Source organism: Hanstruepera ponticola, from assembly GCF_002940745.1.
Lineage (GTDB): Bacteria > Bacteroidota > Bacteroidia > Flavobacteriales > Flavobacteriaceae > Hanstruepera > Hanstruepera ponticola.
This window is the reverse complement of record NZ_POTB01000003.1, coordinates 176,075-201,639: the sequence shown is the minus strand read 5'-3', so window position 1 is coordinate 201,639 and position 25,565 is coordinate 176,075. Positions and strand designations below refer to the sequence as shown.

General features: G+C 31.9%; 24 protein-coding genes and 2 tRNA genes. 5 read left to right on the top strand and 21 right to left on the bottom strand.

All coding sequences use genetic code 11. The annotated features are described in order from the left end of the window. Nucleotides 1-28: 28 nt before the first annotated feature. Nucleotides 29-613 (top strand): outer membrane beta-barrel protein, encoded by a 585-nt coding sequence (locus tag C1S72_RS13900; protein WP_104736336.1) that lies wholly within the window; start codon nucleotides 29-31, stop codon nucleotides 611-613. A 64-nt stretch (nucleotides 614-677) separates the two neighbouring features. On the opposite strand, the gene C1S72_RS13895 is transcribed toward C1S72_RS13900, so the two are convergent. After that, complete coding sequence (locus C1S72_RS13895) at nucleotides 678-1,727, bottom strand: FKBP-type peptidyl-prolyl cis-trans isomerase (protein ID WP_104736335.1); 1,050 nt, start codon at nucleotides 1,725-1,727, stop codon at nucleotides 678-680. Between the two features lie 81 nt (nucleotides 1,728-1,808). Between C1S72_RS13895 and C1S72_RS13890 the strand changes: the two genes are divergently transcribed. Then, nucleotides 1,809-2,183 carry an RNA-binding S4 domain-containing protein gene (locus C1S72_RS13890; protein ID WP_104736334.1) on the top strand — a complete coding sequence of 125 codons (375 nt, stop codon included), beginning with the start codon at nucleotides 1,809-1,811 and terminating at the stop codon, nucleotides 2,181-2,183. Between the two features lie 47 nt (nucleotides 2,184-2,230). Beyond that, a complete protein-coding gene (locus tag C1S72_RS13885) occupies nucleotides 2,231-2,737 on the top strand; it encodes a phosphoribosyltransferase family protein (protein ID WP_104736333.1) in 507 nt (168 codons plus the stop codon). Here C1S72_RS13885 and C1S72_RS13880 read toward each other — a convergent pair. Then, nucleotides 2,729-3,247 carry a shikimate kinase gene (locus C1S72_RS13880; protein ID WP_104736332.1) on the bottom strand — a complete coding sequence of 173 codons (519 nt, stop codon included), beginning with the start codon at nucleotides 3,245-3,247 and terminating at the stop codon, nucleotides 2,729-2,731. The genes C1S72_RS13885 and C1S72_RS13880 overlap by 9 nt on opposite strands. A 129-nt stretch (nucleotides 3,248-3,376) precedes the next feature. Between C1S72_RS13880 and C1S72_RS13875 the strand changes: the two genes are divergently transcribed. Together C1S72_RS13875 and C1S72_RS13870 are read left to right on the top strand one after the other, a co-directional pair. Beyond that, nucleotides 3,377-3,449: transfer RNA gene (locus C1S72_RS13875), tRNA-Lys, on the top strand. 55 nt (nucleotides 3,450-3,504) lie between these two features. Further along, a tRNA-Leu gene (locus C1S72_RS13870) sits at nucleotides 3,505-3,590 on the top strand. Nucleotides 3,591-3,593: 3 nt separating this feature from the next. Here C1S72_RS13870 and C1S72_RS13865 read toward each other — a convergent pair. The 19 genes from C1S72_RS13865 to C1S72_RS13775 form a co-directional block, all read right to left on the bottom strand. Continuing rightward, complete coding sequence (locus tag C1S72_RS13865; RefSeq protein ID WP_104736331.1) at nucleotides 3,594-4,169, bottom strand: TlpA family protein disulfide reductase; 576 nt, start codon at nucleotides 4,167-4,169, stop codon at nucleotides 3,594-3,596. Between the two features lie 217 nt (nucleotides 4,170-4,386). Then, nucleotides 4,387-5,058, bottom strand: coding sequence for a Crp/Fnr family transcriptional regulator (locus C1S72_RS13860; protein ID WP_104736330.1), 672 nt, complete (start codon nucleotides 5,056-5,058; stop codon nucleotides 4,387-4,389). A gap of 86 nt (nucleotides 5,059-5,144) precedes the next feature. After that, the gene (locus C1S72_RS13855) at nucleotides 5,145-7,484 is read right to left on the bottom strand and encodes a GumC family protein (protein ID WP_104736329.1); all 2,340 of its coding nucleotides are present in this window, start codon (nucleotides 7,482-7,484) and stop codon (nucleotides 5,145-5,147) included. Nucleotides 7,485-7,487: 3 nt separating this feature from the next. Continuing rightward, entirely contained in the window at nucleotides 7,488-8,249 is a 762-nt protein-coding gene (locus C1S72_RS13850) for a polysaccharide biosynthesis/export family protein (protein ID WP_104736328.1), read from the bottom strand. Between the two features lie 67 nt (nucleotides 8,250-8,316). After that, nucleotides 8,317-9,453 (bottom strand): glycosyltransferase family 4 protein, encoded by a 1,137-nt coding sequence (locus C1S72_RS13845; RefSeq protein WP_104736327.1) that lies wholly within the window; start codon nucleotides 9,451-9,453, stop codon nucleotides 8,317-8,319. A gap of 102 nt (nucleotides 9,454-9,555) precedes the next feature. Next, nucleotides 9,556-10,647, bottom strand: a complete 1,092-nt coding sequence (gene wecB / locus C1S72_RS13840) for a non-hydrolyzing UDP-N-acetylglucosamine 2-epimerase (RefSeq protein ID WP_104736326.1) — start codon at nucleotides 10,645-10,647, stop codon at nucleotides 9,556-9,558. 15 nt (nucleotides 10,648-10,662) lie between these two features. Further along, nucleotides 10,663-11,361, bottom strand: coding sequence for a WecB/TagA/CpsF family glycosyltransferase (locus C1S72_RS13835; protein WP_104736325.1), 699 nt, complete (start codon nucleotides 11,359-11,361; stop codon nucleotides 10,663-10,665). Beyond that, complete coding sequence (locus C1S72_RS13830; protein WP_230401666.1) at nucleotides 11,358-12,524, bottom strand: delta-aminolevulinic acid dehydratase; 1,167 nt, start codon at nucleotides 12,522-12,524, stop codon at nucleotides 11,358-11,360. The genes C1S72_RS13835 and C1S72_RS13830 overlap by 4 nt, the downstream gene beginning before the upstream one ends. A 22-nt stretch (nucleotides 12,525-12,546) precedes the next feature. Beyond that, nucleotides 12,547-14,685: a bi-domain-containing oxidoreductase gene (locus tag C1S72_RS13825; RefSeq protein ID WP_104736323.1), complete on the bottom strand. Its 2,139-nt coding sequence runs from the start codon at nucleotides 14,683-14,685 to the stop codon at nucleotides 12,547-12,549. Continuing rightward, the gene (locus C1S72_RS13820; RefSeq protein ID WP_205527097.1) at nucleotides 14,686-15,870 is read right to left on the bottom strand and encodes an O-antigen ligase family protein; all 1,185 of its coding nucleotides are present in this window, start codon (nucleotides 15,868-15,870) and stop codon (nucleotides 14,686-14,688) included. A 38-nt stretch (nucleotides 15,871-15,908) separates the two neighbouring features. Next, on the bottom strand, nucleotides 15,909-16,367 hold the full coding sequence (locus tag C1S72_RS13815) for an acyltransferase (protein WP_104736321.1): 459 nt from the start codon (nucleotides 16,365-16,367) through the stop codon (nucleotides 15,909-15,911). Then, entirely contained in the window at nucleotides 16,367-17,527 is a 1,161-nt protein-coding gene (locus C1S72_RS13810; protein ID WP_104736320.1) for a glycosyltransferase family 4 protein, read from the bottom strand. The genes C1S72_RS13815 and C1S72_RS13810 overlap by 1 nt, the downstream gene beginning before the upstream one ends. After that, a complete protein-coding gene (locus tag C1S72_RS13805) occupies nucleotides 17,520-18,638 on the bottom strand; it encodes a glycosyltransferase family 4 protein (RefSeq protein WP_104736319.1) in 1,119 nt (372 codons plus the stop codon). Before C1S72_RS13805 ends, C1S72_RS13810 begins: the two co-directional genes overlap by 8 nt. Continuing rightward, a complete protein-coding gene (locus C1S72_RS13800; protein WP_104736318.1) occupies nucleotides 18,638-20,335 on the bottom strand; it encodes an asparagine synthetase B family protein in 1,698 nt (565 codons plus the stop codon). Before C1S72_RS13800 ends, C1S72_RS13805 begins: the two co-directional genes overlap by 1 nt. Then, nucleotides 20,335-21,396, bottom strand: coding sequence for a glycosyltransferase family 4 protein (locus tag C1S72_RS13795; protein WP_162919998.1), 1,062 nt, complete (start codon nucleotides 21,394-21,396; stop codon nucleotides 20,335-20,337). Before C1S72_RS13795 ends, C1S72_RS13800 begins: the two co-directional genes overlap by 1 nt. Nucleotides 21,397-21,400: 4 nt before the next feature. After that, complete coding sequence (locus C1S72_RS13790) at nucleotides 21,401-22,300, bottom strand: sulfotransferase (RefSeq protein ID WP_104736316.1); 900 nt, start codon at nucleotides 22,298-22,300, stop codon at nucleotides 21,401-21,403. Further along, on the bottom strand, nucleotides 22,287-23,468 hold the full coding sequence (locus C1S72_RS13785; RefSeq protein WP_104736315.1) for a glycosyltransferase family 4 protein: 1,182 nt from the start codon (nucleotides 23,466-23,468) through the stop codon (nucleotides 22,287-22,289). The genes C1S72_RS13790 and C1S72_RS13785 overlap by 14 nt, the downstream gene beginning before the upstream one ends. Further along, nucleotides 23,468-24,607, bottom strand: coding sequence for a glycosyltransferase family 4 protein (locus C1S72_RS13780; protein WP_104736314.1), 1,140 nt, complete (start codon nucleotides 24,605-24,607; stop codon nucleotides 23,468-23,470). Before C1S72_RS13780 ends, C1S72_RS13785 begins: the two co-directional genes overlap by 1 nt. Nucleotides 24,608-24,613: 6 nt before the next feature. Beyond that, entirely contained in the window at nucleotides 24,614-25,561 is a 948-nt protein-coding gene (locus C1S72_RS13775; RefSeq protein WP_162919997.1) for an SGNH/GDSL hydrolase family protein, read from the bottom strand. Nucleotides 25,562-25,565 lie beyond the last annotated feature (4 nt).

The following is a 25,565-nucleotide window of genomic DNA, read 5'->3' as shown; positions in this document are numbered from 1 at the left end:
TATTTGTTGTAATCAAAAAACAACAATTATGAGATATTTAGTTTTAAGCCTTTGGGCTTGTCTTTTATTTACTAATCAGCTACACGCCCAAACAGCAAACGGTTTTGGATTTAAAGGAGGTATAAACTACAATGCTAATGGCGATTACTTTGAATCGATTAACTCCAATGCAAAAAATCCAGATAGAAATGTCGGTTTTCACTTTGGTGTATTTGGAAAAATTGGGAAACAGATTTATTTTAAACCTGAACTAGTTTATACAAGTACAAAAAGTGATTATGATAACGACAGCTTCAAAATGCAAAAGCTTGATGCGCCGCTTTTAGCTGGTATTACATTCTTTAGGCACTTAAATATATTCGCTGGTCCTTCGCTACAATATATATTGGATACAGAATTTGATGGTGTTTCAATTAGTGAAGTTGAAAACGATTTTACGGTTGGCTTAAACTTTGGTGTAGGTTTTAGCTTAAAGAAATTAGGAATTGATTTACGCTATGAACGTGGTTTCAAAGAAAATGAGGCTACTTTTCTTAACAACAATGGATTGGGAATAAGTAGAATAGATACGCGACCCGATCAGTTAATACTAAGCTTGTCTCTAATTCTATAAAAAAAAGCCGCTGTTCATTGAGGTTCTCAAAATGCAGCGGCTTTTTTAAATGAAATTTAAATATTTATTCAGGTGTTGTATTCTTATCTAAATAATCTGGCGTACCATCTCCATTAGAATCTGTAATTATAACAGTGTTCAATGTAAAAGTCCCATCATTATTATCATCTATACTATCAAATATTTCATTTGGTAAGGCATTATTATCGAAATATGATTGTGCCTCTTCTTCAGACATAAATGGTGTCATAGTATCATCTTCGTCATATGACATTAACTCAACTTCATCAATAGTTAAGTAGCCATCACCATCATCATCATTATCTATAAAATTTGGACTTAAATCACCATCTGTATCATCATCATAAACATCACCATTTTCATTCAAATCCTCTAAAAAAGAAGGAATACCATCATTATCATGATCTCTAACAACACGCTCAAACAAACTAAATGTAAAAATCAATGGTGTGTAACTATCAACACCTACTAATGGTTGGGAGAAATACCCTAAACCTGAAGGAACAAATACAGCTCCAATACCATGATTGTGATAAGAATCAGTTCCATCCCCATTATCAGTAAAACCAGTACTCGTTTTAAATTCAATTAAACCTTGTTGAAATCCTTTAACCACACCTGCTTCAAAACCAGCAGATATCAAATTAAAACCAGTTGCAGATACCGCACTATCAAAAACATACCCAGTTGTCAAACTACCTTCATAAGTTACAAATGCTTGGTCACAAAAATGAACAACATTACCCAAACCTTCTCTTACATTTAAATAATACAGTTTGTAGTCGATATTTCTATCTGTCACAGTTTTAAAATCAACCATGTCAATCAATGGTGTTTTACTGGGATCCTCACTTAAAGGAGTGAATTCAATTTGAAAAGAATCGTTAGCAAGACTATATGGGTCAGAAAAATCGAAATCTTCATAATTAAAAAAGTGTGTACTAAGAAATTCTTCAATTTCCGCTAAATCCTCTTCATAAACAACTCCCCTATCTCTTTCGGGAATTGTATCTATACCATCGTCATCATCATTACAGCCTGAAAAGATTACAAAACCTAATAATAACAATACCGTTAATTCTCTTAATTTCATTATTGCTTATTTTTGTGGAGCAAGATACAATTTTTAAATAATTTTGTGCAATAACATTAACGTAGTTTTTAGACTAATTTTATGCGAATAGATAAGTATTTATGGTGTGTTAGGTATTATAAAACAAGGTCACTTGCAACAACCGCGTGTAAAAAAGGGCATGTAAGGGTAAATGATGAAATTGTAAAACCTAGCCGAGATGTTTATCCTACAGATAAAATTCAATTACGTAAAGATCAAATTAATTATACACTAACCATTAATGACATACCTCCCAATCGTGTTGGTGCAAAACTAGTAGATATTTATAGAACTGATACCACACCAAAAGAAGCATTTGCAGCGAATGAATTATTGAAATATTCAAAAGATTATTATAGAAAAAAAGGCTCTGGAAGGCCTACAAAAAAAGACAGGCGTGATATTGATGACTTTACTGAAGAAATTGATAGCTAAACACTATATTTTGAGATTTCTATTTTATCTTTGAAAAAATACTAAAAATGAAACCTAGTATCAAGAATACCATATTAGATCATGACGACATTGTGAATAAGATAAGGCGAATTGCCTATCAAATTTATGAGAGCAATGTAGATGAAACAGAAGTGATTTTGGCAGGAATAGATTCGAATGGTTATATTTTGGCGAAGAAATTAAAAACAATATTAACAAAAATATCTCCCATTAATATTATTCTTTGCCGTGTGGAAATTGATAAAAAAAATCCTAGAAACGTAATTAAAACATCTATAAACGCTGAAGATTACAAAAATAAATCAGTGGTACTAATTGATGATGTCCTTAATTCAGGAACAACTTTGGTATATGGTGTAAAACATTTTCTTGATGTACCTTTAAAACGGTTTAAAACAGCTGTATTAGTTAACAGAAACCATAAAAAATATCCTGTAAAAGCTGATTTCAAAGGGATTTCGCTTTCTACTTCTTTACATGAGCATATTGACGTCATATTAAAAGCTAAACCGTACGAGGCTTTTTTAAAATAACTTTAAAATAATGTTTTCAATTATTTCATTTGGCTCACCATTAGCATCAATGGTTACATCAGCCTTGTTATAAAAATCTTTTCGCTCAAATAGGTGTTTACCAATAAACTCGAGCAACTCATCATTTGAATTTATAAATTTCAACAACGGCCGGTTATGCTTCTCATCAAATAATCGTTTTGATAGTTCTTGTATTGATACTTGTAGATAAATACTTTTAGAACTTTGGCTATTTGAAATCAACTCCATGTTATTTGCATAGCAAGGTGTTCCTCCACCTAGAGCAATTACTGCATTGAGATTCGATTTAATAAGTTCCTTTAAGCATGCATTTTCTAACTTCCTGAAATATATTTCCCCTTTCGAATTAAAAATCTGCTCAATAGTTCTCCCCTCTTTCTTTTCAATAAAATCGTCCAAATCTACAAATGGTATTTCAAGTACCTTACTCAATTTTTGTCCAACATAAGACTTCCCACTACCCATATAACCAAGCAAAAAAATATTCATAAACCTGTTTGAAATTGATTATTAACACACTAACAAAGCAAGCAACAAAAAAACAAAAATTTATCTAAAAAAAGTATTGTTTTATTAATTAAACATTTTATATTTGCACCCTCATTAGAGAAAACAAATGACCGGGTAGCTCAGTTGGTAGAGCATCTCCCTTTTAAGGAGAGGGTCCTGGGTTCGAGCCCCAGCCCGGTCACAAAAAAAGTTAAGCGAATGCTTAACTTTTTTTTTATTTTTGACTTAATTATTAAGCGCACGTGGCGGAATTGGTAGACGCGCTAGCTTGAGGGGCTAGTGACCGCTTTTGGTCGTGGAAGTTCGAGTCTTCTCGTGCGCACAATTACAATGGGTATTCTGATTTCAGAAGCTCATCCAGTAAGTTTCTTACGGTGTCACTATTCCAATTTGCAGCACCATTCTTTTCGATTCTTATTTTTCCATATTTATCAATAATGTACGTTTGTGGAATGCTATTAGAACTCAAAACTTTTGGAGCCACCGTAAGTGTATTATAGTAATTCAAATTGAATTGATTATCAGACAAAAACTGCTTCACTTTATTGGAGTTTTCATTTGAAACTAAAAGGAATACAACCTCTTCATTATAATCTTGATAGAGCGCATCAATACTTGGCATTTCAGCTATACAAGGCGGGCACCAAGTAGCCCAAAAATTTAAAAACACGACCTTGCCTTTTACATCTTTAAAATTTAAAATATTACCATCTTGATCTACCAACTCCCATTGATAATCTGAAAGCTGTTTTTGCGCTGATTCTTCCGTTTTAGAAGGACTTATCAGAGCAAACCCTTTTTGTATAAAAACTTGAATTGGCTGTCTGGTTTGCGGAATAATTAATAATAGAATTACTACTAGAAATATAACATTACTTAATTTTATTTTGGAAGTCTTCATCAAATAAATTATGATTTTATTACGAAACTATACTTTTCAACTTAACAGCACAACATTAATATTTATTATCTGCGGACTAGACTTTCTTCAACGAGTACGCCTAAAATCAAAAATAAAGAAGCAGGCGTTTCGATAAACAGTATATTACATTTTTTATGTTTTCAAAGAAAGGAACTTCATTATCCTGCACATCTAAAAAAAAAATCAGCTAAAATAATTAAACAGCTTTTTTTAAAATTCTAATTTCTTTTCTAGAAAATTGAAGATAATTTTCTTCTTTTAGTTCTTTAAACAAAGTATTTAAAGTAGGTCTAGATGTACCTATTAGGGACGCCATGTCCTTTTGAGTATAAGGATGCTTGATAATATGATCTCCTGTTTTATCACAATTATAACCATACTCGGTACATAATTCATCTAAAAACTCCATCAAACGTGTTTTCGTATCCTTAAACAGTAATAATTGTAAACGTCTTTCAAGTTTTTTGAATTTAACACCTATGAACTTATATATTTTGAAACTAAACGTTTGATTTTTCCGCATAAGGTCATGCATGATTTCTACACCTATCTGACAAATGGAAGTTGAATTGTCAATAGATTGAGCAAATTCATCACGTTTAGATTCACCAAGTATTGCTTTTTCACCAAATAACTCTCCTCGGGTCAAAATTGCCTTTACAACTTCAGCTCCATTTTCATTATAATAACCAATTTTCACCTTCCCTTTCTCTATTAGATATATCTTATTGGCAGCGTCTTGTTCAAAGTAAATGTAATCCTTCTTCCTATAAGCATCAAAATCATGATTACTTTTGTAATCTTTAAATTTATGCGGACACAACACTTTAAAAAGATTCACATCTTCAAAAAACCATAGTGAGTTCATTACAATATAAATAGTTTTAACAATGGTCGGTAAACCAAAGAAAAACTTACAATGTCATTTTAAAAAAGAAACTTAAAAAACAGAATTTAACTTACATCACTGTAGCCATAACCATAGCCATAATTGTAGCCATAGCCTCGCGACTTACTAGTCCCAACACTATTTACAACATAAGCCATATTTTTTAATTTACCAGAATCATTCAACTCTTTAGAAAATTCTAATAAATTCTTTTCAGTGTAATTTGCTTTAACAATATAAACATGAGTATCCGATAAATGCGAAATTAACATAGTATCAGTCACCAAAATTGTTGGAGCCGTATCAACTATAATATAATCATACAGATCTTTGGCCTCATTGATAAGATCATCAAAACGACCGTTAGTTAGCAAATGTGCAGGATTTGGAGGAATAGCACCAGACAAAAGAACATCATGTGTTTTATGATTCTTAAACCCTTTTAACAATAATGTTTTCCAATCTAAACTATAATCAAACAAATAATTTGATAAACCTTTAGCATTTTTATCTTTTGTTGAATAGGTATGAATTTGTGGATTTCTTAAATCTGCACCAATTAAAAGCACTTTTTTATTTAAACTTGATAGTGCCAATGATAAATTAATACTGACATACGTTTTACCTTCACCTTTTATGGTAGATGTACAAAAAATAACATGCCCTTTATTATTTTCTTTTTTAGGCAATACATAACGCACATTTGAGCTTAAAATTCTGAAAGATTCAGCTAAAATAGATCGGTCATTTGGGTTCTCAAAAATTAGGTGTTCTTTATCTTGAACTTCAGGTATTTGTCCAATTATAGGTACATTCTTCACAGTTTTTTCAATATCTTTTTTATCATGAACTTTGGTATCTAACATGAAAATCAAATAAAGTACACCAAATGGCAGCAATAATCCAGCCAACAATGCCGCAGCATAAATCACATTTGACTTAGGTGATATTGGGCTTGAACTTGACAGAGCATTTTCTACAACTTTTACAGAGGGCTCTGTTACTGCTAAATTAATTCCAGCTTCTTCTTGTTTTTGTAATAACAATAAGTAAAGACTTTCTTTTATTTTTTGTTGCCTATCTATCTCTCTCAATAATTTTTCCTTTTCAGGAATACTACCAACCTCACCTCTAAACTTCAAATTTCGTGCATCCAATTGTTTCCTTGAAACTTCTAGTTGATTTTTGTAAGTTCTTAAAGATTGGTTAATGTTGGATTTCAACCCCATGATTGTAGATTGTAATTGTTTAACCATTGGATTATTAATCCCTCCACTTGCACTATATTTCTCGTATTCAAATACTGCGGTATTATACTCACCAATCAACTCATTGATACTATTATTTTCTATTCCAATATTTGAAGGAAGCAAACCTCTATCATCGTCATCTCTAGTTAAGCCCTGTTCAACCAAACGCGATAGAGCTATTTGATTTTCAATTTTAAATAATTCTTCTTCGGATTGTGTTCTTTTTTGTAAACCTAATTCAGCATCGCTTGGGAGAAAAACTAAATTATTATCCTGTTTAAATTCTTTCTTCTCTATTTCAATGGTATCAAGTTCTTTGGCTAAATCAACAAATCTTTCCTCAATAAAATTGAGTGTATTTCTAAATACCTGTTGCCGGTCTTTTATTCCGTCTTGATTAAAAACACTCACCAAAGAATCAAGTACTTTTTCAGACCATTCCGTACTTTCAGATTTCATTGTTAATTTCAGTAAGTCACTTTGCTCACCAACTGGATCTATTTTTACTTTAGATTTTAATCTTAGTGTTGTGGGCTTAATTGGTGATAATCTCACAACATATTTTTTATCCTCAATTTGAGCTAAATCTTTTTTATTAAATAGGGTTATATCAAAGGGAAGTCCATGTTCTTTTCCAAAAGAATTATGATTCTCAAACACAAACTCCTTCCCATGTTTTAAATCAATAACTTCAAAATTATTTTTATTAACCAAAATTTCATATTGATAACTACCAAATATACTATCTGGCTTTATATGTTGTTCAAAGTGAAAAGGCAATTGGGCAATTCTGGAAATTTGAATTTGTCCTTCTTCTTGAAAAGTAGTATTCAATTTTAACTTTCTAACTACCTGCTCAATTATTGGATAAGATGTGAGAATTTCTATTTCATTTTCAAGATTGATATTAGATCGTTTAAAAACAAAAGCTGAGGTTGGCAATTCCAATCCGTCTGACTCATCAAGAATTTTAATTTTAGTACTAGTCTCATATATTCTAGGAGAATATCTTAAATACACATAAGCAATGGTCATTGATAATGCCAGAGCAAAAACAAACCAAGGCCAATGCCTTAAATATTTCTTTATCTCATGCTTGATATCAACATGACTGTCATCTTGCTGAAAATAAGAGTTTATAGGATTGTTTTCCATTTATTATCTAGTTACAAGAATAATGACACTTAAAATAACCGATGTTAACCCTAATAAAGTTCCAATATCACCCACATATCCTGCCGAAGTAACTTTTGGAGGGTTTTGATTAACAACAATAACATCATTGGGTTTAACAAAGTAAAAAGGGCTTTCTAACCAACTTGATGATGTTAAATCTAAATGTGTCACTTTACGTACTCCATCAACCTCTCTCATGACCAAAACATCATCTCTTTTCCCTCTTATGGTCAAGTCGCCTGCAAAACCTATGGCTTGAAGCAAAGTAATACTTTCTTCTGTAAAAGAATAAGTTCCTGGACTATTGACTTCACCAAGCACCGTAACCTTGGCGTTTAAAATACGAATGGTTACAGATGGTTGCACCAAGTGTCCTTCATCTGTTAGTTTTTTTCTAATATGCTCTTCTAATTGCGCTGTAGTCATTCCCTCAACAGAAATGGCACCAAGATTTGGGAAATCAATTGTCTTATCTTTTGAAACTAAATAACCTTCTAGCTTCATGATTTCCAGAGAATTTTGACGCATGTCTCCTTGAAAATTTCTATTGTAGGGTTTAGCTGTTTCAGGTACTAAAGCACCAACGGATATTTTTAAAATATCATTAGGTTGAATTGTAATATCTTGATATGATACAGGACTATTATTATAGTCATCAACATCTTGAAGATAAAATATTTCTTTTTTAGAAACACAGGAGCTTAAAAAAAAAGTAACTAGAATTACAGATAAAAAAATTCTCATAAAGAAAGCGTTCCATTATAAAGACAAATATAGTAGCAATTGTTACAACTACAAAAGCAATTGTGCTTTAAATGGTCTTCTTTTTAAGTGAAGGTTTAGCTTTTAAAATTTCAATTTTTAATAGTTTTTTTTGGGCCAAAAACGGAATTGTATACAATAACGAACCATAAATTAGAAGCGCAATAATCTGTGTATTTAAATTCAATTTAATTAAATTAATTGCTATGGCAAAAACACATAAATTAATTGAAACTATTATAAAAGTTGTGGCTTTGTGGCTAAATCCAGCTTTTAAAAAAAGATGATGGATGTGATTTCTATCAGGCATAAATGGATTTGTCTTCAATTTAAAAACCCTGATTATAACTACCCTTAATGTATCAATAAGCGGATAAAATAAAATAGCCAAAGCTATGGCAGGAGATGTTTTATGAATTACTGATGATTCATTAAGTTGAGCATTGTTGATAAAACTAACGACAAAAAAGGCAATTAAAAATCCAATAATCATTGATCCAGTGTCTCCCATAAAAAGCTTATTCTTTTTGGAGAAATTCAATCTTAAGAATGCTATTAAAGAACCCATAACGGCAATAGCTAATGTAGCTAAACTGTAATTTTCACTATTAATAAAAATAAATAATAAAATACCACTAGCACCAAGCGCCACAGTACCAGCCAATCCATCAACACCATCTATTAAATTGTAAGCATTTATTATTAGAATATATACAAACAATGTAAAGCTGATAGACACCCAGTATGGTAAAGTCTGAATATCAAGAATGTTAGAGAAGCTTATAATTCTGTTGTCAGTAAAAACGATAACAAGTAAAGCCGCGAGAAGTTGGCCTATGAATTTTTTTCGTGGTGAAAGAACTGTTAAATCATCTTTTAAACCTAGAAAAAAAAGAATTGTCAGTGATCCCATAACTAGTAATAAAGTACTAGAATGTAATATCGCACCCGTAATAGTGATTACTAAAGCCATGCTAATATAAATACCAATGCCACCAAGTGTTGGGACACTTTTTGTGTGTGCGCTTCTGCTTCCAGGAACATCAACCAACCCTTTTTTTTGTGCTACATATAATATGGTTGGGAAAGTGGTGTAAGCTATATAAAATGCTAAAACCCCTGCAAAAAGCAGCCATGGAAACAAGTAATCTCCAGGGTTGAATGAGTCAAGTAATTCTTTTAACATATTTACATCAGAATAATTATATTGCAAATATCGTTAATATCTTCGATTATGTTGTGCTGTTTTCGATAACTTATTGTCTTTTTTACAATTTCTTAAACTACATCAATTCAAATTCAATAAGTGTTTTATTATCCTTTCTGCTGTGTGTCCATCCCATAACGGAATGTCTTTTGATTGCTTCCAGTTTCCAGAAAATAGTTTATTTAAATATGGAGCAATATTACTTGGATTAGTCCCTACCAACTCATTAGTACCTAGAGTTATAGTTTCTGGACGTTCAGTATTATCCCGCAAGGTCATACATGGCACATTCATAATAGACGCTTCTTCAGTAATTCCACCGGAATCTGTAATGACTGCTTTAGCATTTTTAACCAAGAAATTGAATTCTAAATAGCTTAACGGACTTATTGTATGCAATCGATTATGACTAATATCTAATCTTTCAAGAATCTTGGCTGTTCTGGGATGAACAGGAAACACAATTGGTATGTTGCCAGAATGTTTCATAATCTCATCAATCATAGACTTTAATTGATTTTCTTCATCAACGTTTGCAGGCCGATGCAAAGTCATTACAATGTATTCTTTTGTTTTCAATGACAATTCATTCCATACTACAGGCTTCTTGAAATTTGGCATTTGTTTCAAAAGAGTATCAATCATGGTATTGCCAACAAAAAATATTTGTTCATCCTTCACACCACTTTTCTTTAGATAATCATTCGCAGTATCTGAAGTTGTAAAAAAATAATTTGATATACTATCTGTTACCAATCTATTGATTTCTTCAGGCATTGTCCAGTCATTTGAACGAATACCTCCTTCCACATGAGCAACTTCTGTGTGTAACTTTTGAGCCACTAAAGCGCATGCCATAGTTGAAGTTACATCGCCAACTACCAAAACCAAATCTGTTGGATTTGCAAGTAACTCCTTTTCAAATGCTATCAAAATGTTAGCTGTCTGTACTGCCTGACTTCCACCACTACATTCTAAATTAACATGCGGTTCTGGAATTTGTAACTGTTCAAAAAAATCACCTGACATATTTTTGTCATAATGCTGACCCGTATGTACTAATCTGTAATCAATTGCATTACCTCTATTTTTAGCATTTTCTATTTCATGGATAATAGGCGCAATCTTCATAAAATTAGGCCTAGCACCAGCAATGATTGTAATATTGTACATATGTTTTATATAGGTTTAGTACTTATTTAGATGCAAATTAACAAAGAATTTAACCAAATGTATTTGTCTTTTAATTCTTGAAGGTTGATTAATCAATCTATAGGTCCATTCCAAATTGTTTTTAACCCACCAATCTGGTGCTCGTTTAACGTGTCCAGTATAAACATCAAAACTTCCTCCAAGACCTTGATAAACTGCTGGATGTTTTTTTTGGATGCGCTCCATTAATAATTCCTGTTTAGGCGAACCCATGGCTACAAAAACAATGTCAGGTTTGAGCTTTACTATGTCCGCTATTAACTCATCCTCTTCTGCTTCAGTTTTTAGATAACCATTTCTGTAATTACAGATGTTGATTCCAGGAAAATCTCGCTTTATTTTTTCAATAGTATCTTCAATAACATCTTGTTTACCACCAACAAGATAAAAGGATTTATCCTTATAAAATTCTTGAATTATATCTAGCCATAGTTCGCAACCTGGAATTTTCACAACCTCTTTATGGCCTTTTTTATGTAATGCCCAAACGGCTCCAATACCATCCGGATAACCAAGATTTCTATTTATTAAATCACGGCTTTCATTAGTTGCATGTAATATTTTTTCAGCATTAACAGCTATCATAATTTTTTTATGAGCCATTGCATATTGCATCAATTCCTTTCGAGAATTGGGAGCAAAAGTTTTTACACCATTCAGAGTTTCGGTAATCATTTGATATCAGAAATCATTTCTAAATTATAATGAGCCATCGCATTAAACATAAAAGCATTACTCCATCGCATATACGATATTTTGGAGCTCATTCCTTTTTTTAATTGGTAGTAAAAATAGCCTTTTTTGTGCTGCATATTTTCAATAGTCCAATTTAAAACCTTTTCTAAAAGATTATAATTATTCTGAAAAACACCTAATTTAGAACAAGTTACTATTATTTGTGCTGGACAATGAATATCAATGGGGTATGTTTTATTATGATAATACTTTGGCATTCCGTTTTCTTCAAAAAAATTAACGGTATAATAGTCCATCCCTTTATCTATAAATTTCTGAAAGGATACATCACCCGTATTTTGCTGATATGTTTTTATAGCATCCAAGTTGAAACCTGTATGAAAACTATCTATCCATGACTGAATAGGCAATAACCCATAAATCCAAGAACCATCTTTGTTTTGTAAATCACAAGCAGTTGAAACTGCCTCTCTAGCCAGTGTTAAATGCTTTTCGTTTTTAGTGTATTTATAAGAATAACTCAAAATTTTAGCACCTAAAAGAGAGGCATTGATTACTGTATTATTACCGTCTTGAACACTATATGAGAATAGAAATCCATTGCCTTTTGGTGTTCTAGATAAATCGTTAAGCACGAATTCAGCTGCTGTCAAAGTTTCTTTCAGTACAGCTTCATTTTTAGTTATTTCAAAACTCTTTAAAAGTGCCTCAACACAAAAGGCAGTAGCAACAACAGTAGGCGTGTTTTTTTTAAATAGAAATAATCTTCTGGCTTGCCAATCAAAATTATAGCCCCAACATGCGCCTGAATAGCCTTCAGATTTCATATCTAAAAGCAACAGTGTTAAACTGTTAATCTGATTTAGAATAGTGTCTGGGCAACCAAATGTTTTATCACCATTTAATGAAGCTTCATACAACTTACAATACCCAAGTAAAAATAGTGCCACACCTTTGGCGTTGTGCTCCTTAGGTACTAATAGCAATTTTCTGAAATTAATTGGACTTCTTTTAAAACCTTGAATCCAAGCTAAACGTGCCAAATCCCAATGCTTCAATGGTAATACCTGAAACACTTTAGAGTTAAGACCATCATAAGGATCCCAGCCTTTAAAGTTTTCTGCTTCACAATAGGCTTTCAATTTTAAAAAACTTTCTTGAAATTTAGATGTCAACCTGCTCTCCTCCACGTTTTATAGATTCAATAATTCCGAAACAAGTTTTAGTTACAGCAACTACTTCGCTAAAAGGAATTGGCGCTTTTCCATCCTTAATTAAACCATTGATAAAGGACTCTACCATCTCCTTTTGACCTTTATTTTGATTCAATAATTTTTTCTTTTTAGGCTTACCTTTTCCATACAATTTCAATTCTTTAAAATCATTAAGAACACCTGAAAAGCCAGCTGAAAACACTTCAATATATTCTTTAGATAATGATTTTGAACCATTTGAATAATAAGCAATTACTCCTGTAGAACCATTTTCAAATTGAAGCAATACATTAAGCGTATCATTTAACTGGTTGGCATCTGGTATGGCCGTTGCCGAAACCTTGATTGGTAAACTTCCGTTAATATAAGTTAGGTAGTCTACAAAGTGACAAACCTCACCATGAATACGACCACCACCTATTTCCGTATCCTGTATCCAATTATCTTTAGGTATAGCTCCTGCATTAATTCGGTAAATCATGGATACGGGATTATTACCCAAAGATTTCTTAAGCTTTTCTGTAAGCGGTGAAAAGCGACGGTTAAAACCAATCATAACGGATTTATCAGAAGCTTCTTTCAATTCAATAATCTTTTCCAATTCCTCTTCTTTTAGGCACAAAGGTTTTTCAACGAATACATGCTTATTAGCTTGTAAGGATTTTATAACATAAGGCCCATGTGAATCATGGCGTGTAGCAATAAAAACTGTATTGGTTTTATCGTTTAAAACATCTGCTTCCTCACTGGCGCAAAACTGAAATTTAAACTTTTCAGCAACGCGTTTTGAAGTCGTACCCGAATTGGTTAAAACTCCAACCCTTCCAACAATGGAATCGTCTGGAATATTTGGTAATAAATTCCCTTGAGCATAACTTCCGGCACCAATAAAGGAAATATTTAATCTACCTAACGCTTTAGCATCATTTGTCTTGATTGATGCTTTAGAAGGCACTTTGGAAGCATCATACTTTAAGGCAATACCAGTAAAAGGTTCAGATTTCTCAACTACCAAGTCAAAAGCTTGTTTGGCGTTATCAAAATCAAAATCGTGAGTTGTTAAATAATCAATATTAATTTTATTCGCTACCAGAAGTGATTGAAATGCTTCCATGTTGCGTTTTTCAGTCCACCTGACATACGCAACAGGATAATCGATACCTTTTTCTTCATAATTTAAATCGTAACGTCCTGGCCCATAAGAACAGGCCATTTTCAGTTCCAATTCTTTACGATACCAGAATGGATCGCGATCAAATCCAGTTGGCACAGCACCTAAAACAACTACTTTGCCTTTTTTACGCGCTATAGCACCAGCAAAATTTATGGGATCCATACTTGAGGTAGCAGCAGCAATAATTACGGCATCTGCTCCTATACCATTGGTAGCGTTTAAAATTTGTTCTTCAATACCAGGAGCGTTTCGGATTAATCCGACATCAACAGCACCAGATGCAATAGCTTGTTTAACGGCAGATTCAGCGACATCAACGCCAATTACTGTGACACCTGAAGCCTTCAAAATTAATGCTGCTAATTGCCCTAGCAAGCCTAAACCAATAACGACACAAGATTCCCCAAGACGCAAATCTGCTTGGCGCACACCTTGCATAGAAATGGCTCCTAAAGTATTATATGCAGCATTTTTTAAATCAGCTGAAGGTTGCAACTTCACACACAAATTTACAGGCACTGAAACAATTTCAGCATGGTTAGCATAACCTGCACCAGCACACGCTACTCTATCACCTGTTTCAAATCCAGTAACACCTTCGCCTACCTCAATAACTTCACCAGCGCAGCTATATCCCAAAGGTGAGTAGGCATCCAATTTCTTCATTACAGCTCTGTAGGTTTGAATAGGTCCTTGCTTTACGAAAGTATCAATAACTTGTTTAACTTGTTGCGGTCGTTCTTTAGCTTTGCCTAACAAGCTTTTTCTGGCAGCTTGCACTGTAGAACCTTCTGTTCCTGCACTTATAATTGAATAGTGGTTTTTAACAATGATCATTCCTTTTCCTAATTGTGGATAAGGAACTTCCTGAATAACCATATCACCAGAACCAAGCTTTTGTGTGAGTTGTTGCATTTAAATTTTCTTAATAAATAAATCGTTTCTTAATAATAATAGCCCAATAAATCCCCATACCAAAATATTATAATAGTAATAAACACCTGGAACCAGCCCTATACAATCAATCATATACATTCCGAAGAACATGAGGGCGAATACCCGAACGTTTTTATGAATTTTAAAAACTTTTTTTAGCATTGAGAATACAAAAGTAACCAATAATATCAAGCCTATTATACCGTTTGCAAGTAAAACCCTTAAAAATTCATTATGAACTGGTCTCACTAAACCGTCTCCCATCCATTGAAAAAAAACAGTCTGCCTCGTGGTCCAAAATTCCCAGGCACCTTCCCAAATATAACCTCTTCCTGCCAAGGTATAACGTGCATCTTTTACCTCACCTGAATCATAGCCTATTTCCTTGCTGAACAATTGCTCTAAATTATCATAAAAGGTATCGCCAAATACTAGAAAAATTACTGACATACCTATAACCAAAGAGAAACCTTGGCTTAATTTTGATTTGGAAAACAATAACAATAAAACAATCCATAGACCAATTATTCCAACAGCTGCTTTACTAAAAACCAAGTAAATTGAGAAAAAGGCTCCCATACTAATTAAAACCATAAAGATTTTTAGTAAAAGAGAATTCCTTTTGAAAATTGTAGTATGAATAAGTACAGCCATTAAAGTCATCAAACCGTAAAAACGTACAGGAAATGCGTCATGGTAAAACCCTACATAACGTATCAATCCTACGGTTTCTCTTTGCTGAAAAATTACGCCTGTTTGAAACTGATAAATACTCACCAATATTGGGAATATCCCACATATCATTATCGCCAACAATAACTTTTTAAGCCTGGCTTGATCTGTAACCACCATGGGGATCAAAAAAAAACCTAAATAAGCATTAACACTTAAAAAAACATGCTCTATTGCTCCAAACGGTTTTTCAATAAAACCCCATACCAATCCAAAAGCCATGGCTAAAAAATAAATATTTGCTAACCGTAACCAACTTGTAGGAAATTGTTTTCTCTTTTTTAAAACATCAAAAAATAAAACTGGAACCAACACTCCTTGAAGAGATAAAATTGATAGTGGTCCCACTTTAAATTCCCAAAATGCATCAATTATTGATTTTGTTGCAGCAATTATGATTAGAGCTGCAAAAACACCCTTCTGAAGTCTCACAATTACAATTGTGATTAAAATAAGAAGCGCTATTAATATCATTCTACGGATTTGTGCTTTTTAGGCAATGACTTATATGGCTTTGGTATTTCTTTTAGAATTTTAATTGGGTTTCCAGCCGCAACAACACCTTCAGGAATATCCTTATTAACTACGGATCCAGCTCCAATTATAGCATGATTTCCAATAGTGACATTTCGCATAACAACGGTATTTACACCTATAAACACATGATCTCCAATAGTAACGTATCCTGTTCCTGTATCTTCATTATTAAGTACATGTGCAGCACCATCGTGAGATAAAATATAACAACCATGAGTAATTAAACAATTGTCACCAATAATTACTTTGCCTCGCCTAACATCAATTTTAGCACCTAAACTAATCATAGTGTTTTTGCCAATTTGAGCACCTGAAGCCCTTAAAAATGACATGTGGAAAAACCGAAGTAAGTTACCCAATAGATGTATCATTTTTCTAATAAATGTCTTCATTACGCTAATACCTTTAAAATAATTGCTTTAAAATCTTCTGAAATAGTATCGATTGAAAATCGTGATACTACATGCGATCTATTGGTCAAACCTATCTGTATCCGTGCCACTTCATCTTGAAGCATTGTTTTTAAAGCATTTTTTAAACCGTCCAATTCACCTGGCACAAACGAATAACCGTGCACTGTATTTTCAAAAACTTCACGATGTGCACCCACAGGCGTAAATACGGCTGGTTTACCAATTGCCATTGCCTCCAATAATGACCTAGAGAAGCCTTCAGAATAGGATGCCGTTAAAAAAATATCAGATGACTGTAAATGCTCCATTTTATTATTTCCGCTTATAATTCCTAAATTGATGTAATTATCCTTAAATTCTGAATTTAATATCGTATTTTCAACTTCAAAAGGATCCTCATAAGCTATTTTTTCTCCCGTAAACTGATTATAAAATACACCGCGTTCGCCTTTTCTAATATTTCCCGCAAAGTAAAATTTAGCAAACGGAAAATCACTACAAATGTCAGGAATTATCTTCAATATATCAGTATAACCTTTGGCCTTTGTCATGTGGCCCATCACTAGAATTTTTCCTTTTTCAATTGGTATTTCAGAATTTGGCGAAAACTCTTCAATGTCCATGGCCTGATAAAGTACAGCCATTTTATTTAAAGGAATATATGGTGCGAACTGGTCTTTTAAATATGCTGCTTGAACAATACCACAGTCTACTTTTTTTAGACTAAATCCGACAACTCTTTTTACAATACTATTAAATTCTTTGAAGTTTAATTTAAAATGACTTCCTCTTAAATGAATAATAACTTTAGCACCAAATAGCTTACTTAACAAAATAGTCCAAACATCCCTTCCTAACCAACCTATTTGAGTTGGTGTAATGGGGTAATAAACACAATTAGGATTTTTTGAAATGAGTAATTTCAATAGTTTTGAAAAGAATATAAAGAAATTAGAAAGCATGGATAAATCTAGCTTTCCTTTTTTGGTATTATCTTTTCTAAAGTTGGTTTTTAAGAACTGTATATCGAATTCAGAATTTAATGATTCTGATTCCAAGAATTGTTGCATACTTAATTCAGGACCTGAATATGGTGGTGGTGTTGGGCCTATAAATAGTATTTTTGGCTTTTTAGTCATACTGAAGACTTAACTTAAATTGATTAACCCAGTTTTTTACAGCTAAATATTCACCTTTTACTTTAGCGTTTTCACAAAACTCTTCTAACATGTTTCTATTTAGTAGTAGTTTTTTTAAGATCGAAATGTTAGTATTTATGTCATCGTCTAAAACGTAACCGTTAATACCTGAATCAATATAATCCAATTCTGGGGCATGGCTTGGTCCATTGAGCGTAATATAAGGCCGTCCATACGCAAAAGCATGATTAATTGACAACCCTGAATGTCCTGGAATAAACACTAAAGTTGTTTTTTTCATAATTGGTGCTATATCTACCTCATTGACTAATGTACCATGCCATGTAATATCCAAATCCGTTTCAGCTGCTTTTTTTATGAGAGAATTTTCTGGGCCATCACCAATAATATCCAAAGTAAGGTTTGGGATATGACTCTTTAACTCCTTGTAGTAAGACATTAAATCTTGAATGCGTTTTGTAGCAATCAACCTTCCTATAAAAAGAATATTAGGTTTATTTTCTGGTGGAAGTTGAAAAATATAATTTTCATCAATTTCATTGGTGTCAATCGTATTATTAGCCCAAAAAGCTTTTGAAGGTTCAATCAAATTATTCTGTAGAGCCCATTTACAACTCTGTTCTGTATAGAAAACAACCCTATCCAATTTTCTATAATAAAATTTAGTTAGAAGTCTATCTAGGTATGAAATCTTACCATTTCCAGACTTTAATATGGGATGGTTGTAAGAAAATAACTTTGTTTTTGAAGATTTTGATTTTAATAAATTAGCATAGAGAAATAATAACAAATTTTTCTTTTCAGCAGGAATCAATATCCAATCATATCTATTAAAATATACTTTCAAAGATTCTCTCACCAATTTAGATGTGCCAAATTTTTTTTTTAGTACATTTAATTTTTTGTGTTGAAATACCCAATCCTCATCAATTTGGGCGTCTCCCATTGCCTCCCTTCCGGCTCCTGAAAGTATAGTTAAATCTATATCAACTTCTTTTGCTAAATGATTTAAAAAACGTGCCTTATAATGATTAAGGTTTGGTGATAGCCATAATATTTTTAATGTGGTATTTGTACTGCGGCTATTCATCACTTTAACATATTTGTTTTCCAGATATGAAATGGTATTAAACGCTCGGTATCTATAGATTTATCAGGAACAGCATTAACTAAATATTGGTATGAGTCACTTTCCTTAATCTGTTGAACTTGTTCTTTTATAAAGCTTTTTCCTACTTCAGAGTTTTTTAAATAACTAAATGAATTCTGAAGTCCAATTTTTGATAAATTCCAGTAACCATCATCTATTTTCAATTTTGCTGCTTTCCTTAAAACCATTTTCGTTGTTCTACCATTAAGCTTTTGACTTACTGGAATCTCCAATGCCAATTTAACCAATTTATCCGACCAAAATTGCGGATTAGACACAATATTGTGCTTCAATTGTAACTCATAGGGTGTATGAAAGAAAAACGTAGGTGTATAATACACACTAAAAAAAGAGAAGAACAGCCACTTATCCTTTTCGCTTGAAAAAACCTTTAACTCTTCAGGTATAGCAATATCATTCAGGAGTTTTTCAAATTCATAATCATAAATTAACTCATTTGGTAATTTGCGCTCTCCATAAAAAGGAAAATTGTTGTTGAATTTTAGGAAATAGAATCTCAATTTACTTCCTATGGGATGCCGAACCAATTTCAACATTTTAGCGAGTAACTTATGGACATTTACGTTTTTGGCTGTTGCATATAAATTCAAAATTTTCTTGAGTTGCAAGTATTTATTCATGCCAAGAAACAAACGGTCTGCTCCATCGCCATCAAACATAATATCTACGCCATCTTGATGTGCTTCTTTATATATGAAATTTAAGATAGAATTATTAAAACCAATAGGAAAACTAGAATGCTGACTAACTTCAAGATAATTGGATATAATATCTTCTGGGCTTAAAATGATTTTTTTAGTCGTAAAATTTAAGCGGTTTGATAGATAATCAACACGATCAAATTCATTATAGTCATTTTTAAAACCCAACGTATAAGCTCTAAAAGTCTTTCCACATTCATGAATTTTTTGAGCTAAATATCCAGAGTCTACACCACCACTTAAAGCAATTCCAATATTTTTATTACTTGCTAAAACGTTTTTTGTAGAATCAAACAAATAATTGTCAAGCGTTTGAATATTTGTGTCAATAGTTGCCGTATTAGAGGTTAAATTTTTATAAAACTCAAAATAACTTCGGACGGTTAATTGATCATTTTTTAGAATAAGCTGCTTCCCTCCAGCTAATGATTTTAAACCATTTATTAATGTATAATCAAAGGACGTAAATCCGAAATTGTAATGAAATAGTAATCCTTCATTGTTAATTTCAAAGCTTTTCATCCCAGTTGCTTTCAACAACAACTCCAAAGAACTGGAAAAATAAAAGATTCCATTTTTTCTCAGATAAAACAAAGGAATTTTGGAATAATGATCCGTGTAGATCTCTATAACCTGTTCATGAAAATCTACGCAAACAAATTTATGATCGGCATCTTTTGGCTTAAATTTATCTAATTCAAAATCTTCCTTTAATTTAAGTCCACCAGTCCATAAAAACCTATTTTTTGAAACAAAATACTTAACCTGATTTTCAGTTTCACCATGAGTGACAAATATTTTAAAAAACGAACTATTTATAGTTTCTTTTAGATTTACTTCAGCTGTAGGATACTTTTCAACACCTAAACCAACAATTCCTAAAAAACCTGGGATTATCTGTTCTTTACTATTCATTATACTGCTTCAAATAATTCAAAATACACCTTACTATAGTTTTCTGCCATATGATTTAATGTATATTTTTGTGTGTAAAGGTTTTTTAACTCCATTTCAATAATCTCCTTTTTTTCAGGATGCTCCTTCCAATATAATACTGCTTCAGCCATTTCGCTAACATTATTTACAAGTAGTCGTGAAAATTGATTTTCAAATATTTCAGTAGGTCCACCCGAATCATGATATGATAATACCAAGGTTTGACTCATCATGGCTTCCAAAACAACTAAACCGAAAGGCTCCATATCAGTAGTCATAAGATATATATCTGAAGAGGCTATAAGATCATAAGCATCTTTACGATAACCTAAAAAGAAAACAGTTTTGTTTAATAGATTTCCTGCTTGTTTTTTAAGATTTTCCATTTCATTACCATCACCAATTATTTGCAATTTAATTGATGTGTCTTTGTATAATTCATGCATTAATTCAATAGCCAAATGAACTCTTTTTTTTGGTATTAGGCGTGCAGCGATGGTTAAAATGAATTTTTCGTTTTTTATAATGTTTGGCTCATGATATTTCAATCCGTTATAAATAACAATCTGACTTTTGTTTTTTATGTCTAAATCTTTTTGAATCCATTTTGAAATAAAAATAACTTTATCCACAAACTTTTCTAAAAAGTTTTTACCAACAATTCGTTTTTGAATTAAATGTTTGAAATTAGATTTAATATTGGCTTTTTGCAACGTACCATGTTCAGTGTAGACTATTTTTTTATTAGAAAACATAGACGCCAATTGAATAAATGTAAATGGTCCATGAAAATGAATGATATCATAATCCTTAAATAGTGATAGAACTTTTTTAAATTTTAGTATAGGATTTTGATTATTAAATTTAATAATATTTACGTTTTGAGGCAATGACTCTGAAAGCAAATCTATAGTTTTGGTTGCCAATATATGGTTCTCAACAGTACCCATTGCATTTAACGATGAGGTTAATTCCAATGTTAGTTTTTGAATACCACCATAGGATTGTAAATTAACTATATGAATGATTTTTGGCTTCAACACTTTAGCTTGAAAAGTTTTTAATTATTTTATTGATTTCAACAAGTTTTTCATTGGAAAAATATTCAGTGTCTTTTTTATTTTGATTGTATACTTTTATTTCTTTCAAATCATTTGAAAAATCATATTCTTTCAGGTTTCCTACATTAATAATTTTATTTAGCGTTTGCAAAGGGTTTTCGACAAATTCTTCATAATGTATTTCACTATATTTTGGTTTTAATTTTCTGACTTCCATTTCTGCAACTTGATCAATTTTACACAATTGAAATACGGTTATTAACGCTGGGTCCGTTTTAATGGATTCAGCAAATTCCAATTCTTTGTCAGAATAAGCCCCATACCACCACAGCTTATTATAACCTCGTTTTTTCCAAAAGTTAACTTTTAGAAATGAATTTAAAGTTGGTATTTTATTTCGTTTTAAACTTATAATAATAGCATCTGGAAACAGCTGTAATAGAAATGAAATTCGAGGTGCTCCATTAATTTTCATTACCAAGCGCTCTTTATTTTGATAAGCAACCATTTTGCTAAAATAATTTCTTATAAAATCTATTCGCTCTTGGCTTATTTTAGTATCTAATAAAAAATCTCTCGAAAAATCAATGTCTTCACCGGTTAAGTAATTCCACATGCCAAAATTTTCTCCTGGTATAAAATGGTATTTGTTTAAAAACCCTGTTTTATTAAGTTGTTTTTTTTGGCCAAACTTTCGCCAAAGTTTATTGTCAAATATATTTCTAGCTAAATTAATTACTGGGTATTTATAAAATTTTTGCTGATAGTTTGACGGATAGGCTAAACTAGGATGTCTGCACACAAGTTCATAAATAATGGTTGTTCCTGTTCTTCCTGATCCAATAAATATGATAGGTTGCTGTATGTTTTTATAATTCTTCAATTCGTACGCTTGTTTTGTTTTGCTTTAAAACACTTAAAAAGTGTTCTGTCATTATTTCTATAGTATGATGGTTCATAGCGAAAGTTTTGGTATTATTTGCAAGAATTTCATACTCATTAAAGTCTGATAAAATTTTCTCTATACATTTTGCAGCCTCGCTAACATCGTTACACACATAACCAAGATTATTCGATGCAATAACATTACTTGGGTCAGCTCCAAAAACCAATGTTGGCAAACCACGTAACCACGCTTGTATATAGGTGTTTGAGAACCCTTCAGATTTAGATGTGTTAACCAATAGCGAAGCTTTGTCAAAATAGCTCAAGGATTCTTCAAATGATAATTGACCCGTAACCTGCAAACCATCCGGTTTATTTTTCAAAATAGAATTAACATATGCCCTATCACTATGGCTTCCAATCATAATAAACTTATAATCTCTTTCAATTAAAGCATTTGCTAATTCAACGAATAGTTGTGGTCGTTTATTCAGTCCGAAATTACCACACCATATAATTGTTTTTTTAAAAAAATTAGTTTGCGGTTCAAAATGGGATTTAGGAGTTGGATGTCCAGAAATCATTCTTTCGGATTTCATATCAAACTCATTCTCTAAAATTTTGGACTGTTTGATATTTTGAGTAAATGCTATATCTACTTGCTTCATTCCCTTATTTCGAAACCAATCCATGATTTGTGCATTTTTCAAAAACACATGATACTTTATTTTTCCAACTTTATCAACTGTGTTATTCTTTTTAAACTTTAATACGTGATAGTTTTTATAAGGCGATAAGTTATCTGTACATATCCAAATAAATTTACACGAATTGTTTTTGCAATATTTCCCAATTACATAACTTACGTTTGAGGATAATCTTTGGACTATGATTTCTGGCTGCAACCTTTTAAGGATATAATCATATTTATTTTGGTCCATCCAATGGAATTTACCTGAAGGTTTTAACCAATGGATTTGCACATTGTTCTTTACCTCATGAGAATTTACCTTACTAGCAGAAGTAGTTTGACACACGTAGGAAACTTTAAAGCCTCTTTCAGCTAAAGCTTGAGATAGATAATTCGCTTGCACCTCTGCACCACCGCCTCTTTCCGATATATGCCAAGGCATTATAAAAGTTATATTATTAGTGTTCTTATTCATTAGTGGGTGTGCTCGAATAAATCTATATATGCTTTAATTATACTTTGATTAGCAAATTTTTCTTGAGCAAATTGTGTAGCATTGTTGCTCATTACCTCTATTTCATTCTGATTATTAATTAATTCCTGTATTTTCGTTACTAGGGCTTCTAAATCACCATGTGCACAAAAACCAATTTTATAATCTTGCATCCAATTATTGGGGTCATGATGTAGAGACAAAACAATGGCTCCACTTAACCAACTTTGAATATAAGCATTTGGCAACCCATCGGCATCTGGCCTACTTGTGTTTATGTAAATTTTAGCGTTTTGATAATATTTAAATGAATTTTCAAACTCAATCTTCCCTGGCATTGAAATATCAAATTTAGAGGCTAGGTCTATAATACTCTTTTCGTAACTTTTATTAACTGATCCTCCAGCCAGAATCGCTTTCCAATCTTTTAAATCAACTTTCTGGATTAATTTAATAAACAATTCGGGCTGTTTCGCTGGTGAAAGATTTGCCAACCACAAAATTTCATTTTTTTTTGATGTATCATTCTGAATTGGTAAAAAATAACTCGGCAAAATAATTCCATCCTTTTTTAAATACCTTTTAGTAGTTTCTTGCTGATTGACAGATTGATTAACAATATAATCAGGCATTAACATCCCTTTATTAATATAAATATCTTCGTAAAATTTGAAAGGCAAAAGTGCAACTTTGTAAAATAGTGATTTGTTTTTGCCTTTCAATCTTTTTATATTTTTCCAAAATTCAGCACTATCTTCTCCATTGGTTCCCCAAACGTAAGGTATATTATGAGCATTAGAGTATTTTCCAGCAACATATTGCAAGACATTTCTACCACGTGTATAAATTGCATCTGGCTTTAGTGCATTGAGTTTTTCTTGATAGACTAGCATTAATTTTTTCCATTCCAACAAACCCTGTTCTTTTTGAATCCAATAGAAATGAATACCGTTTGATAATTCGTACTTTGGTTTACTTCTCTCTTTTGTAGCACAAATATAATGTACATCCAATCCATATTCACTGAATGCAACAGCTAAATTATGAAGCTGTACAAACGTACCATTTACTGGACTGGTCTTATCAAACAAATATGAGTTTGCTAAAATAGCTAGTTTCATATTACTTTAATTATTCTTTAATATTTCTAAAAAATCTTTAGCAAATGTCTGTGAAAACAACTTTGCTCCCTTTACGTTTAGATGTGTCGCATTGCTAAACAAACTAATATCATCATTTCCGTACCATTTAGAATAATCTAAAAAATGCATATTGCTATGGTTTAAAGCCAAATCATTTAAACGTTCTATAATTTTATTTTTTCCATTTATTAAGGAATCGGTAACCTTGTGTTCTGGTGTATATACTAATATTAACTGCTTTTCTTTTTCGGCTGCCAATTTTGCCTCATACTCAATAAAGTTCATGCCTTTGTTAATATCATCATCAGATATAACTTTAGACTCTACGGTAATAGTACCATTCCATATATTTTTAAATCCAGTGAATCCTTTATATTTATAATACTCATCATAACTTGGATTCACAAAATTCAATTTTAATCCTTTAAGAAAATAGTTGTAGTAACCATGAAATTTATACATTGGTAAGTATTGATCTTTCCACAAATCTGGTTGAATCTTGGATAGGTTAGACTGCACGTACTGATTATTTAAAAATGGATAAAACTTATATTTCCTAAAAACACCATCTGTTCTTTTTGAAAATTCTAATGATCCAACAACATGAACAATATATTCTGTATCACTCACATTGTTTAAAGCTTGTTCCCACAACACTCTTTGCATGTTAAAATCCGCACCTGACAATCCGACTACTCTTGTGCTTATTCCTGTTATTTTTTGAATTTCACTAACATCAAAGTGATTCCATGCACGAGATGATCCTACAATTAAAACTTCATCATCTATTTCATTGTTGAATAGTAAATGTAAATCCTTATAATCATCATCCCGTAACTTATTTAATCCATTTAGCGCCATTTGGTCTAGTGCGTAAAAAATTACTATGACCAACATGAGAAAAACCAATGATTTTAACAAAAATGTTCTCATAGCA